Below are 12,509 nucleotides of genomic sequence, written 5' to 3' on the forward strand. Positions count from 1 at the left end.
CGCCCGCAGCCGCAACCCGAAGCCCGCGGCGAAGCCCCGCCGGGCCGGCAGTGACACGAGTGACCACGGTCACGGCAGGGTCCGCTCCCGCCTCGATCAACTTAGGTTAGGCTTACCTAAGTTCTTGGACGCCGGAGATCAGCCCACCCCCGTCCCACACCGGACTGTCCCCACCGGAGGACCCCCACATGCGCTCGCACCTGCTCAACGACACCACCGCGGAGCAGTACCGCCGCTCCGTGACCGACGGAGTCGAGCGGGTGGCCGCCAAACTCGCCGCCACCGACCGGCCGTTCACCGGCATCACCGTCGACGCCCTCTCCCCCCGCATCGACGAGATCGACCTCGACCAGCCGCTGCACGACACCACCGCGGTGCTCGACGAACTGGAGGACGTCTACCTCCGGGACGCGATCTACTTCCACCACCCCCGCTACCTGGCGCACCTCAACTGCCCGGTCGTCATCCCGGCCGTGCTCGGCGAGGCCGTCCTGTCCGCCGTGAACTCCTCGCTGGACACCTGGGACCAGTCGGCCGGCGGCACCCTCATCGAGCGGAAACTGATCGACTGGACGACCGACCGCATCGGCCTCGGCCCCGCCGCCGACGGCGTGTTCACCTCCGGCGGCACGCAGTCCAACCTCCAGGCGCTGCTGCTCGCCCGCGAGGAGGCCAAGACGGACTCCCTCGCCCAACTGCGCATCTTCGCCTCCGAGGTCAGCCACTTCAGCGTGAAGAAGTCCGCGAAGCTCCTTGGGCTCGGCCAGGACGCCGTGGTCTCCATACCCGTCGACCACGACAAGCGCATGCAGACCGTCGCCCTCGCCCGCGAGCTGGAGCGCTGCACGAAGGACGGCCTCGTCCCCATGGCCGTCGTCGCCACCGCCGGCACCACCGACTTCGGCTCCATCGACCCGCTGCCCGAGATCGCCGAGCTGTGCGAGCAGTTCGGCACCTGGATGCACGTCGACGCCGCGTACGGCTGCGGCCTGCTGGCCTCCCTGAAGCACCGGGACCGCATCAGCGGCATCGAGCGCGCCGACTCGGTCACCGTCGACTACCACAAGTCCTTCTTCCAGCCGGTGAGTTCCTCGGCCGTGCTCGTGCGGGACGCGGCCACGCTGCGCCACGCCACCTATCACGCCGAGTACCTCAACCCGCGCCGGATGGTGGAGGAGCGCATCCCCAACCAGGTGGACAAGTCCCTGCAGACCACCCGCCGCTTCGACGCCCTCAAGCTGTGGATGACCCTGCGGACCATGGGCGCCGACGGCATCGGGCAGCTCTTCGACGAGGTGTGCGACCTGGCCCGGGAGGGCTGGAAGCTGATCGCCGCCGACCCGCGCTTCGACGTCGTCGTGGAGCCGAGCCTGTCGACCCTGGTCTTCCGCTACATCCCGGCGGCCGTCACCGACCCCGCCGAGATCGACCGCGCCAACCTGTACGCCCGCAAGGCGCTGTTCGCCTCCGGTGACGCCATCGTCGCGGGCACCAAGGTCGGCGGCCGCCACTACCTGAAGTTCACCCTGCTCAACCCCGAGACGCAGGCGTCCGACATCGCCGCCGTCCTCGATCTGATCGCCGGCCACGCCGAGCAGTACCTGGGAGAGTCCCTTGACCGCGCGTCCTGACAACCGAACCAGCACCCACGACTTCGTGGGGATCGGGCTCGGCCCCTTCAACCTCGGCCTGGCCTGCCTCACCGAACCCATCGACGAGCTCGACGGCGTCTTCCTGGAGTCGAAGCCCGACTTCGAGTGGCACGCGGGCATGTTCCTGGACGGCGCCCACCTCCAGACCCCGTTCATGTCGGACCTGGTCACCCTCGCCGACCCGACGTCCCCGTACTCCTTCCTCAATTACCTGAAGGAGAAGGGCCGGCTGTACTCGTTCTACATCCGCGAGAACTTCTACCCGCTGCGCGTCGAGTACGACGACTACTGCCGCTGGGCCGCGGGCAGACTGAGCAGCATCCGCTTCGGCACGACGGTGGCGGAGGTGACGTACGAGGACGACCTCTACCTCGTGCGGACCACCGCCGGTGACACCTACCGGGCCCGTCACCTGGTTCTCGGCACCGGCACCCCGCCCCACATACCCGAGGCCTGCCAGGGCCTGGGCGGCGACTTCCTGCACAACTCCCGCTATCTGCACCACAAGGCGGAGCTGCAGAAGAAGGACTCGATCACGCTGGTCGGCTCGGGCCAGTCGGCCGCCGAGATCTACTACGACCTCCTCAGCGAGATCGACGTCCACGGCTACCGGCTGAACTGGGTCACCCGCTCCCCGCGCTTCTTCCCGCTGGAGTACACCAAGCTCACGCTGGAGATGACGTCCCCGGAGTACGTCGACTACTTCCGCGAGCTGCCCGAGGCCACCCGCTACCGCCTCACGGCCGAGCAGAAGGGCCTGTTCAAGGGCATCGACGGGGACCTCATCAACGAGATCTTCGACCTGCTCTACCAGAAGAACCTCTCCGGCCCCGTCCCCACCCGGCTGCTCACCAACTCCTCGCTCAACAGCGCGCGCTACGAGAACGGCACGTACACCCTCGGCTTCCGCCAGGAGGAGCAGGGCAAGGACTTCGAGCTGGACTCCCAGGGCCTGGTCCTGGCCACCGGGTACAAGTACGCCGAACCGGAGTTCCTGGCCCCCGTCAAGGACCGCCTGGTCTACGACTCGCAGGGCAACTTCGACGTCGCCCGCAACTACGCGATCGACGTCACCGGCCGGGGGATCTTCCTTCAGAACGCCGGCGTCCACACGCACAGCATCACCAGCCCCGACCTGGGCATGGGCCCGTACCGGAACGCGTACATCATCCGCGAGCTGCTCGGCAGCGAGTACTACCCGGTGGAGAAGACGATCGCGTTCCAGGAGTTCGCCGTATGAGCGCCGCCACGGGCATCGGAACGCTCACCGTCCGGCCGCTCGACCCGCTGAAGGACGCCGGGCTGCTGCACTCCTGGGTCACCCACCCCAAGGCGGCCTACTGGATGATGCAGGACGCGAAACTCCAGGACGTCGAGCGCGAGTACATGCGGATCGCCGCGCACGAGCACCACGACGCCTACCTCGGTCTGCACGAGGGCCGGCCCGCGTTCCTGATGGAGAAGTACGACCCGCGGTACGTCGAGCTGGTCGGGCTGTACGACCCGGAGCCCGGCGATGTCGGCATGCACTTCCTGGTCGCGCCGACCGACCGGCCGATCCACGGCTTCACCAAGGCCGTCATCACCACCGTGATGGACGAGCTGTTCGCCGACCCGCGCACCCGCCGGGTCGTGGTGGAGCCCGACGTCGGCAACAAGGCAGTACACGCGCTCAACGAGGCCGTCGGCTTCGTGGCCGAGCGCGAGATCGACAAGCCGGAGAAGCGCGCGCTGCTGAGCTTCTGCACGCGTGCACAGTTCCTGGCCGCCCGAGGAGCAGCCGTATGACCCTGTCCGACGCCGTAGCGCATCTGTCCCCCCACCGCTGGGCGCGGGCCAACCGCCTCCTGATCCGCAAGGCGCTCGCCGAGTTCGCGCACGAGCGGCTGATCACCCCCGAGGAGGACGGTGAGCAGTACGTCGTCCGCAGCGACGACGGCGCGACGAGCTACCGCTTCTCCGCCGCCCGCCGGGCCCTGGACCACTGGCAGGTCGACGCCGACTCGATCACCCGGCACCGGGACGGCGCCGAACTCCCGCTCGCCGCGCTCGACTTCTTCATCGAACTGCGGAAGTCCCTGGGCCTGGGCGACGCCGTCCTGCCGGTCTACCTGGAGGAGATCTCCTCCACCCTCTCCGGCACCTGCTACAAGCTCACCAAGCCGCGAACCACGGCGGCCGAGCTGGCACGCGGCGACTTCCAGACCATCGAGACGTCGATGACCGAGGGCCACCCCTGCTTCGTCGCCAACAACGGGCGGCTCGGCTTCGGCATCCACGAGTACCTGTCGTACGCGCCGGAGACGGCGAGCCCGGTGCGCCTGGTGTGGCTGGCCGCGCACAGGTCGCGCGCCGCGTTCACCGCCGGTGTCGGCATCGAGTACGAGTCGTTCCTGCGCGAGGAACTGGGCGCGGAGACCGTCGAGCGCTTCCACGGCGTCCTGCGCGACCAGGGCCTGGACCCGGCCGACTACCTGTTCATCCCGGTCCATCCCTGGCAGTGGTGGAACAAGCTCACCGTCACCTTCGCCGCCGAAGTGGCCCGGGGGCACCTGGTGTGCCTGGGCGAGGGCGACGACGAGTACCTGGCCCAGCAGTCCATCCGGACCTTCTTCAACAGGACCAGCCCCGAGAAGCACTACGTCAAGACGGCCCTGTCGGTCATCAACATGGGCTTCATGCGGGGCCTGTCGGCGGCCTACATGGAGGCCACCCCGGCGATCAACGACTGGCTGGCCCAGCTCATCGAGGGCGACCCGGTGCTGAGGTCCACGGGCCTGTCGATCATCCGCGAGCGCGCGGCGGTCGGCTACCGGCACCTGGAGTACGAGCAGGCGACGGACCGCTACTCGCCGTACCGCAAGATGCTCGCCGCGCTGTGGCGGGAGAGCCCGGTGCCCTCCCTCGAGGAGGGCGAGTCCCTGGCCACCATGGCGTCCCTGGTCCACGTCGACGACGAGGGGGCGTCCGTCGCGGGCGCGCTGATCGAGCAGTCGGGCCTCCCCCCGAAGGAGTGGCTGCGCCGCTACCTCCAGGCGTACTTCACGCCCCTGCTCCACAGCTTCTTCGCGTACGACCTGGTCTTCATGCCGCACGGCGAGAACGTCATCCTGGTGCTGAAGGACGGGGTCGTGCAGCGCGCGATCTTCAAGGACATCGCCGAGGAGATCGCGGTCATGGACCCCGACGCGGTGCTGCCGCCGGCGGTCGAGCGGCTCCGCGTGGAGGTCCCGGAGGACAAGAAGCTCCTGTCGATCTTCACGGACGTCTTCGACTGCTTCTTCCGCTTCCTCGCGGCGAACCTCGCCACCGAGGGCATCCTGGAGGAGGACGACTTCTGGCGCACGGTCGCGGAGGTCACCCGCGCCTACCAGGAGTCGAAGCCCGAACTCGCCGACAGGTTCCAGCAGTACGACATGTTCGCCCCCGAGTTCGCCCTCTCCTGCCTCAACCGCCTCCAGCTCCGCAACAACGAACAGATGGTCGACCTGTCGGACCCGTCCGGAGCCCTCCAGCTGGTGGGCACCCTGAAGAACCCGATCGCGCAGTTCTGACACCCGAAGCAGACGGGCACCCCGGAGTACGGTCCTCCGGGGTGCCGGTCTTTTTTCGGGGCGCGGGGAACTGCGCCTTTTCCAGGGGCGCGGGGAACCGCGCGACAAGCCCCCACGCACCCGCAGACACATCACCGCCCGGCGGACCCCCACGGCACCTGCGGCGACCTGTAGTAGCCGATACCCAGGGCATCCCACCGCCCAGCCTGCGCAGCCAACCGCACCTTGTACCGCTCCCAGTCGTGCGAAGCAGCCGGCGACCACCCCAGCTCCGCGACACCGGGCAACCGCGGAAACGCCATGAACTCGATGTGCTCGGAGTTCTCGAGCGTCTCCGACCACATGGGCGCCTCGACGCCCCGCACGGCACCGCCCGGCACCCCCGGCAGATACGCCCCGGGATCCCAGTCGTACGACCGCTGCACCTCGACGTACCCCGCCCAGGAAAGCCCCAGCGGCGTGTCCTTCGTGTACTTCATGTCGAGATACACCCGGTCCGCCGGGGACAGAATCACCCCGGTACCGCTCCGCGCGGCCTTCGCGACGCGCGCCTTCTCCTCGGCACTCGTGCCGTCGAGCCCCCAGTACTGCGCGAGAGCGCCCTTCGCCGGGGCCGCCCCGGTCAGCTGGTGCCAGCCGACGACCGTCTTGCCGTACTTCGCGACGATCGGCTGCACCCGGTCCATGAACTTCACATAGTCCTCATGGCTGGTGGAGTGCGCCTCGTCGCCCCCGATGTGGAGGTACCTGCCCGGCGTGAGCGCGGCCAGCTCCCGGATCACGTCGTCCACGAAGTCGTACGTGATCTCCTTGCCGACGCACAGCGAGCTGAAGCCGACCTCGGTGCCGGTGTAGAGCGGGGGCGCCACCCCGTCGCAGTTCAGGTCGGCGTACGAAGCCAGCGCCGCGTTGGTGTGGCCGGGCATGTCGATCTCGGGGACGACCTCCAGGTAGCGGGAGGCGGCGTACCGCACGATCTCCCTGTAGTCGGCCTTGGTGTAGAAGCCGCCGGGGCCGCCGCCGACCTCCGTCGAACCGCCGTAGGTCGCCAGGCGTGGCCAGGAGTCGATGGCGATGCGCCAGCCCTGGTCGTCGCTGAGGTGCAGATGCAGCTTGTTGATCTTGTAGAGGGCGAGCTGGTCGATGTAGCGCTTGACCTGGTCGACGGTGAAGAAGTGCCGGGAGACGTCGAGCATGGCGCCGCGCCAGCCGTAGCGCGGGGTGTCCGTGATCGTGCCACCCGCGACCAGCCAGGGGCCGGGCTGGACGGAGTCCTCCTCGACGGCCGCGGGCAGGAGCTGGCGCAGGGTCTGCACGCCGTGGAAGAGGCCGGCGGGCTTGGCCGCGGTGATGGTGACGCCGTCCCGGCCGCTGTCGAGCCGGTAGCCCTCGGCGCCGAAGGAGCCCTCGGCGAGGCGCAGTCGAATGCCCCCGGCGCCATGTGCGGTGACGGGGAGGCGATAGCCGGTCGAGGGGCGCAGGATCCTCGCGAGGTACTCGCCTACGCCCCGGGTCTCGCGGGAACCGTCGACGCGGATGTGCGTGCCGCGGGTGATCCGGTACGGGGATCCGCCCGGGGCGACCGAGGCGGGGGCGGGGATCACCCGGTCGAGCGGGGCGGGCGATGCCGCCGGCGCGGGAGCGGCCCCTGTCACCGAAGCGGCCATCGCGACCAGCAGCAGGGAACCGAGAAGGCGAAACGTTCTGTGGGGCTGTCTCACACGGCCATCTCTCACAAGCGTGTCCCTTCACGAGCCGTTGAGCTCCAAGAGGTCTGGACCACTCTCTCGTGAGACGGGTGGAACAATCCACCCCATGGCGGAAATCATCCAGAGGGACGGTACGTGGGCCTTCGACGGCGACGCACTGCGGCTGACTCCCGGACGAGACAAGAACGTCAGCGTGTTACGCAAGGAGCTGGGTGAACTGGTCGTCCCGCTGGGGGCGTTGGCCGGTGTCTCCTTCGAGCAGGGCAAGAAGGCGGGGCGGCTCAGGCTGCGGCTGCGCGACGGCGCCGACCCGCTGCTGCACGCCACGGGCGGCCGGCTCACCGAGCCCCACGACCCGTACCAGCTGATCGTGGAGTCCGACCGCTACGGCGTCGCCGAGTACTTCGTGGACGAGGTCCGCAGTGCCCTGCTCCTCGACCAGGTGCCCGCCGGGCCGGTCGACGCGTATCTGCTGCCGGGCCCCTCCGTTCCCCTGTCGGTCTCCGCCGGGGACGGCACCGCCGGCTTCGACGGCGAGCGCATACGCCTGGAGTGGAACTGGAAGACGGAGGACGCCAAGGCCGCCGCCGGCACCCGTACGCTCGCGCTCGCCGACATCACGGGCGTGGAGTGGCATCCGGCGGCCGGGCTGGAGAACGGCCACCTGCGCTTCACCGTGCGGCACGCGCCCACCAAGGCCCCGCCCAAGTACGACCCCAACGCCGTGGAGCTGTGGGGCTTCAAGAAGGACCCGCTGATGGCGCTGGTCGCGGCGGCGGTCCAGGCCAGGCTTCCGCACCCGGCCCGGGCCGCCGACGCCCACCCGGTGGACGCGCGACCGGAGCTGCCTTCTCCTCCGGTCGCGTCCACCGAGGACGACCACGACGCCCTGCTGCGCCGCCTGCGCGAGCTCGGTGAACTGCACCGCACGGGCGTGCTGACGGACGAGGAGTTCGCCCTGGCCAAGCAGGCGATCCTCAAGCGGATGTAACACCCCTGGACGCCCGGGAGGCTACTTCGCCCGGCGCGCCACCGTGAAGTGGTCGACCTGGTCCCCGCTCTCGGCGATGCCGCGCACCTTCAGCGTGGCCAGGCGGCCCTTCGGCGCGGGGGTGACGTCCACGCGCAGGAAGGAGTAGTCGAGGTAGCGCACCCGGGACCAGGCCACGGTCTCGTTCTGCTTGCCTCCCTTGACGTTGACGAACGAGGCCACGGAGTCCACGTCGTGCTCGTTGCCCTCGTACGACAGCGGGGCGCTGAACGCGTAGAGGCTGCGGCCCGCAGCACCGGCCGTCACGTACACCACGCCGTCGGTCTCGGGGTAGGCCGTGCCGCCGATCGGGAGCTTCTTGGTGACCTTGTCGCCCTTGATCACGTCGGTGCGCTCGTACTGGTGGTTGTGGCCGTTGATGACCAGGTCCACCGTGTACTTCTCGAACAGCGGCACCCACTCCTGCCGCACCCCGCCCTCGGAGGCGTGGGAGGTGGAGGTGCAGTAGGCGCAGTGGTGGAAGAACACCACGATGAAGTCGATGTCGTGCGCGGCCCGGTACTTCTTGAGCTGCGCCTCCAGCCACTTGGTCTGGGTGCCGCCGGAGATGCCGAGGTTGGCCGGGATCTCGAAGGAGATGTCGTTGGCGTCGAGCGAGATCACGGCCGTGTTGCCGTAGACGAAGGAGTAGACGCCCGGCAGGTTCTTCTTGTCGGGGCCGTTGTCCGGCAGGGTCCAGCGGGCCTCCTCGCCGCCGTAGCCGTTGGGCGAGTACCAGGCCTCCATGTCGTGGTTGCCGTAGGCGGGCATCCACGGCACGGACTTCGCGACGGACTCGGTCTGGGCGAGGAACTGGTCCCACACGCGCGAGTCGAAGCCGGTGTCGTCGGTCCTGCCCTGGCCGGTCGGGTCGCCGTACGCGATGTCGCCGGCGTGCAGGTGGAAGGCCGGGTTCTGGCCGAGCAGCAGGCTGTTGTTGGCGAGCGCGTGATAGCTGACGCCCTCGTCGCCGAAGGCGGTGAAGGTGAACGGCTCCTTGTGCGAGGGGGCGGTGGTGAAGGTGCCGAGGGTGCCCAGCAGGTGCGGTGCGGCCGGGTCGAAGCCCTGGTGGCCGACGCCGTAGTAGTACGTCCGGCCCGGGCGCAGGTGGGTCAGCTTGGCGTGGACGTAGTACTGGGTGTGGTTGCCGCTCGCGCCGACACCGGCGGGCGTGAAGAGGGTGCGGACCTCGGCATCGATCCTTCGTGAGAGGTCCCACGGGTGGGCGCCGATCCGGATGAACGGCTTCCTGACGGCGACCGGGACCTGCCAGGAGACGGTCATCTCCGTGCGCGGGTCGGTGCCGTAGGCGAGGTGGCGGCCGAAGGGGGCCACGTGAGCGCCGTCGACGGTCCCGGTGGCGGGGGCGGTGCGGGCGGTCGGAACGGCCGCCTGGGCGGTGGCGCCGGGCACGAACGCGCCACCCGCGACGGCGCCGAGCGTGACGGCGCCGCCTCTGATCATCGTGCGCCGGGAGAACCTGGCGCGCAGGTACTCGTGCTGCTCGGCCATGCTCATGCGCTCGGCGAGCCGCTCGGGTACGCCCATACGAGGAGTGTCCATGGCGTCCAAAAATCGACGCCTCGGGCAACGGGATGCAGGACGTCCGGTGGACGCCTCACGAACAAGCCCTCATGACACGTTCAACGTTCCCCCAAAGGATCCCAACAGGACCGTGCCCGAAAACGGGCAGATTTCTTGCGAAAGCGCCGCCAGTACCCCAGGATCTAGCGAGTGCACGACGAACTCGTTGATCATCTGACGCGGTCCACCGCCCTCAGCCGGGGCGAGGCGCTGCGCGTGATCCAGGACGTGCTCGCCTACTTCGACGAGACGACCGAGGAGTACGTCCGTCGCCGCCACCGTGAGCTCCAGGCCCAGGGCCTGGTCAACGCGGCGATCTTCGAACGGATCGAGGCGGACCTCAAATACCGCGCGGTGGCCCCGCCGGAGCTCTCGCTCCGGCAGCTGCGGCGCATCGTCTACGGCTAGGAATACGTATACATGTGCGGAATCGTCGGTTACATCGGGAAGCGTGACGTCGCACCCCTGCTCCTGGAGGGGCTCCAGCGCCTGGAGTACCGCGGCTACGACTCCGCGGGCATCGTCGTCACCACCCCTTCGAGCGGCCGCCTGAAGATGGTCAAGGCCAAGGGCCGCGTGCGCGACCTGGAGGCCAAGGTCCCGGCCCGCTTCAAGGGCACGACCGGCATCGCCCACACCCGCTGGGCCACCCACGGCGCCCCGTCCGACGTGAACGCGCACCCGCACCTGGACGCCGAGGGCAAGGTCGCCGTCGTCCACAACGGCATCATCGACAACGCCTCCGACCTGCGCCGCAAGCTGGAGGCGGACGGCGTCGAGTTTCTCTCCGAGACCGACACCGAGGTCCTCACCCACCTCATCGCCCGCTCGCAGGCCACCAAGCTGGAGGACAAGGTCCGCGAGACCCTCCGGCTCATCGAGGGCACGTACGGCATCGCCGTCATGCACGCCGACTTCCCCGACCGCATCGTGGTCGCCCGCAACGGCTCCCCGGTCGTCCTCGGCATCGGCGAGAAGGAGATGTTCGTCGCCTCCGACATAGCCGCCCTGGTCGCCCACACGCGCCAGATCGTCACCCTGGACGACGGCGAGATGGCCACCCTGAAGGCCGACGACTTCCGCACCTACACGACGGAGGGCACCCGCACCACGGCGGAGCCCACCACCGTCGAGTGGGAGGCCGCCTCCTACGACATGGGCGGACACGACACCTACATGCACAAGGAGATCCACGAGCAGGCCGACGCCGTGGACCGCGTGCTGCGCGGCCGCATCGACGACCGCTTCTCCACCGTGCACCTGGGCGGCCTCAACCTGGACGCCCGCGAGGCCCGGCGGATCCGCCGCGTGAAGATCCTCGGCTGCGGCACCTCGTACCACGCGGGCATGATCGGCGCCCAGATGATCGAGGAGCTGGCCCGCATCCCCGCCGACGCCGAGCCCGCCTCGGAGTTCCGCTACCGCAACGCGGTCGTCGACCCCGACACCCTCTACGTCGCGGTCTCCCAGTCCGGCGAGACCTACGACGTGCTGGCCGCCGTGCAGGAGCTGAAGCGCAAGGGCGCCCGCGTCCTGGGCGTGGTGAACGTGGTCGGCTCGGCGATCGCCCGTGAGGCGGACGGCGGCATCTACGTGCACGCCGGACCCGAGGTCTGCGTGGTCTCCACCAAGTGCTTCACCAACACCACCGTCGCCTTCGCCCTCCTCGCCCTCCACCTGGGCCGCACCCGCGACCTGTCGGTCCGTGACGGCAAGCGCATCATCGAGGGCCTGCGCAGGCTGCCCGCCCAGATCGCCGAGATCATGGAGCACGAGGAGGACGTAAGGAAGCTGGCCCTGCAGTTCGCCGAGGCCCGCTCGATGCTCTTCATCGGCCGTGTGCGCGGCTACCCCGTGGCCCGCGAGGCCTCCCTGAAGCTCAAGGAGGTCTCCTACATCCACGCCGAGGCCTACCCCGCCTCGGAGCTCAAGCACGGCCCGCTGGCCCTGATCGAGCCGGCCCTCCCGACGGTCGCGATCGTCCCCGACGACGACCTGCTGGAGAAGAACCGCGCCGCCATGGAGGAGATCAAGGCCCGCAGCGGCAGGATCCTCGCGGTGGCCCACCAGCCCCAGGAGAAGGCCGACGAGACGATCGTCGTCCCCAAGAACGAGGACGAACTCGACCCGATCCTGATGGGCATCCCGCTCCAACTCCTGGCGTATCACACCGCTTTGGCGCTCGGCCGGGACATCGACAAGCCGAGGAACCTGGCCAAGTCGGTGACGGTGGAATAGGTGACCCTCTTCTAGGGGCGCGGGGAACTGCGCGAGCAACCACAACGCACCCCGCACGGGCCGGACAAGAGGACGGACCCCCACGTGCTGCCACCATGCACGGGGGGTCCGTTTTCACACGCCGGGGCCGCCCAATACCCCGGCGTCGGCTGCCATTTCAGCCGGTGGCCGTCACACCTCGGCCGGCAGCACGCCGCGGAAGCGCCGTGGGCCAGTGCGCCAACGCGGCGGTCGCCGCGTACCAAGCCACCGCACCCGCGGCGACGGCGAACCAGCCCCCCGCCTGCGCCAGCCCGTCGTTCTCCGCGAACGCGGCGATCGCGAGCAGCACCAGCGACACGAAGAACAGCCCGTACACACCCTGACCGAGTTGATCCCCGCCCGCGAGCGTGAGAGACAGCGCCACAAGGGCGAACAACAGCAGGAACAGCCCTGCCCCGTTGCCGGAGGCACCCTCGGACCCGGCCCAGGTGAACCACAGCGCCCCGAGCACCGAGAACGCCGTACCACCGGCGGCGTCACCGTCGCGCAGGGCCACCAGCCCCGCGACGAAGAGCGCGATGCCGCCCACGTACTGGGCGATCGACATGGCGTCAGCGGCGGACACGCCGTCGATCACAGCGGTATGCCCCAGCCCGAAGGCCAACAGCGTGATCCCCAGGGCGAGTCGACCGGCCACGGTCGTGATTCCGCTTCCCGCGGAGACGTCTTTGTCCACGGCGGGCTCCCTTCGTGCATGTGC

General features: G+C 69.3%; 10 protein-coding genes. 7 read left to right on the top strand and 3 right to left on the bottom strand.

Annotated features, from left to right (window positions below; genetic code table 11):
- Nucleotides 1–188: 188 nt before the first annotated feature.
- Genes desA through ACIRDU_RS05745 form a run of 4 tightly spaced genes read left to right on the top strand, consistent with a single transcriptional unit; the run spans nt 189 to nt 5,206 of the window.
- A complete protein-coding gene (gene desA / locus ACIRDU_RS05730) occupies nt 189–1,631 on the top strand; it encodes a lysine decarboxylase DesA (RefSeq protein WP_403574879.1) in 1,443 nt (480 codons plus the stop codon).
- Nucleotides 1,615–2,892 (top strand): lysine N(6)-hydroxylase/L-ornithine N(5)-oxygenase family protein, encoded by a 1,278-nt coding sequence (locus tag ACIRDU_RS05735; RefSeq protein WP_403574882.1) that lies wholly within the window; start codon nt 1,615–1,617, stop codon nt 2,890–2,892. Before desA ends, ACIRDU_RS05735 begins: the two co-directional genes overlap by 17 nt.
- On the top strand, nt 2,889–3,440 hold the full coding sequence (locus tag ACIRDU_RS05740; RefSeq protein WP_403574885.1) for a GNAT family N-acetyltransferase: 552 nt from the start codon (nt 2,889–2,891) through the stop codon (nt 3,438–3,440). Before ACIRDU_RS05735 ends, ACIRDU_RS05740 begins: the two co-directional genes overlap by 4 nt.
- On the top strand, nt 3,437–5,206 hold the full coding sequence (locus ACIRDU_RS05745; RefSeq protein WP_403574888.1) for an IucA/IucC family protein: 1,770 nt from the start codon (nt 3,437–3,439) through the stop codon (nt 5,204–5,206). The genes ACIRDU_RS05740 and ACIRDU_RS05745 overlap by 4 nt, the downstream gene beginning before the upstream one ends.
- A gap of 131 nt (nt 5,207–5,337) precedes the next feature.
- Here ACIRDU_RS05745 and ACIRDU_RS05750 read toward each other — a convergent pair whose 3' ends face one another.
- Nucleotides 5,338–6,927 carry a beta-N-acetylhexosaminidase gene (locus tag ACIRDU_RS05750; RefSeq protein ID WP_403574891.1) on the bottom strand — a complete coding sequence of 530 codons (1,590 nt, stop codon included), beginning with the start codon at nt 6,925–6,927 and terminating at the stop codon, nt 5,338–5,340.
- Between the two features lie 94 nt (nt 6,928–7,021).
- Between ACIRDU_RS05750 and ACIRDU_RS05755 the strand changes: the two genes are divergently transcribed.
- The gene (locus tag ACIRDU_RS05755; RefSeq protein ID WP_403574894.1) at nt 7,022–7,906 is read left to right on the top strand and encodes a DUF4429 domain-containing protein; all 885 of its coding nucleotides are present in this window, start codon (nt 7,022–7,024) and stop codon (nt 7,904–7,906) included.
- A 21-nt stretch (nt 7,907–7,927) separates the two neighbouring features.
- Here ACIRDU_RS05755 and ACIRDU_RS05760 read toward each other — a convergent pair whose 3' ends face one another.
- Nucleotides 7,928–9,493, bottom strand: coding sequence for a fibronectin type III domain-containing protein (locus tag ACIRDU_RS05760; RefSeq protein ID WP_403574897.1), 1,566 nt, complete (start codon nt 9,491–9,493; stop codon nt 7,928–7,930).
- A gap of 186 nt (nt 9,494–9,679) precedes the next feature.
- Here ACIRDU_RS05760 and ACIRDU_RS05765 point away from each other — a divergent pair, with 186 nt between their 5' ends.
- Nucleotides 9,680–9,937, top strand: a complete 258-nt coding sequence (locus ACIRDU_RS05765; RefSeq protein WP_031130491.1) for a hypothetical protein — start codon at nt 9,680–9,682, stop codon at nt 9,935–9,937.
- Between the two features lie 12 nt (nt 9,938–9,949).
- Nucleotides 9,950–11,767 (top strand): glutamine--fructose-6-phosphate transaminase (isomerizing), encoded by a 1,818-nt coding sequence (gene glmS, locus ACIRDU_RS05770; protein WP_403574901.1) that lies wholly within the window; start codon nt 9,950–9,952, stop codon nt 11,765–11,767.
- Nucleotides 11,768–11,924: 157 nt separating this feature from the next.
- On the opposite strand, the gene ACIRDU_RS05775 is transcribed toward glmS, so the two are convergent.
- Nucleotides 11,925–12,485 (bottom strand): GPR1/FUN34/YaaH family transporter, encoded by a 561-nt coding sequence (locus ACIRDU_RS05775; RefSeq protein WP_403574904.1) that lies wholly within the window; start codon nt 12,483–12,485, stop codon nt 11,925–11,927.
- Nucleotides 12,486–12,509: the final 24 nt, after the last annotated feature.

The sequence above is a fragment of the Streptomyces sp. NPDC093598 genome, from assembly GCF_044764825.1.
Classification (GTDB): Bacteria; Actinomycetota; Actinomycetes; order Streptomycetales; family Streptomycetaceae; genus Streptomyces.

Coding starts and splice junctions, on each gene's coding strand:
- glmS (WP_403574901.1), top strand. CDS start 9,950: ATGTGCGGAATCGTCGGTTACATCGGGAAGCGTGACGTCGCACCCCTG.
- ACIRDU_RS05745 (WP_403574888.1), top strand. CDS start 3,437: ATGACCCTGTCCGACGCCGTAGCGCATCTGTCCCCCCACCGCTGGGCG.
- ACIRDU_RS05760 (WP_403574897.1), bottom strand. CDS start 9,493: ATGGGCGTACCCGAGCGGCTCGCCGAGCGCATGAGCATGGCCGAGCAG.
- ACIRDU_RS05740 (WP_403574885.1), top strand. CDS start 2,889: ATGAGCGCCGCCACGGGCATCGGAACGCTCACCGTCCGGCCGCTCGAC.
- ACIRDU_RS05755 (WP_403574894.1), top strand. CDS start 7,022: ATGGCGGAAATCATCCAGAGGGACGGTACGTGGGCCTTCGACGGCGAC.
- desA (WP_403574879.1), top strand. CDS start 189: ATGCGCTCGCACCTGCTCAACGACACCACCGCGGAGCAGTACCGCCGC.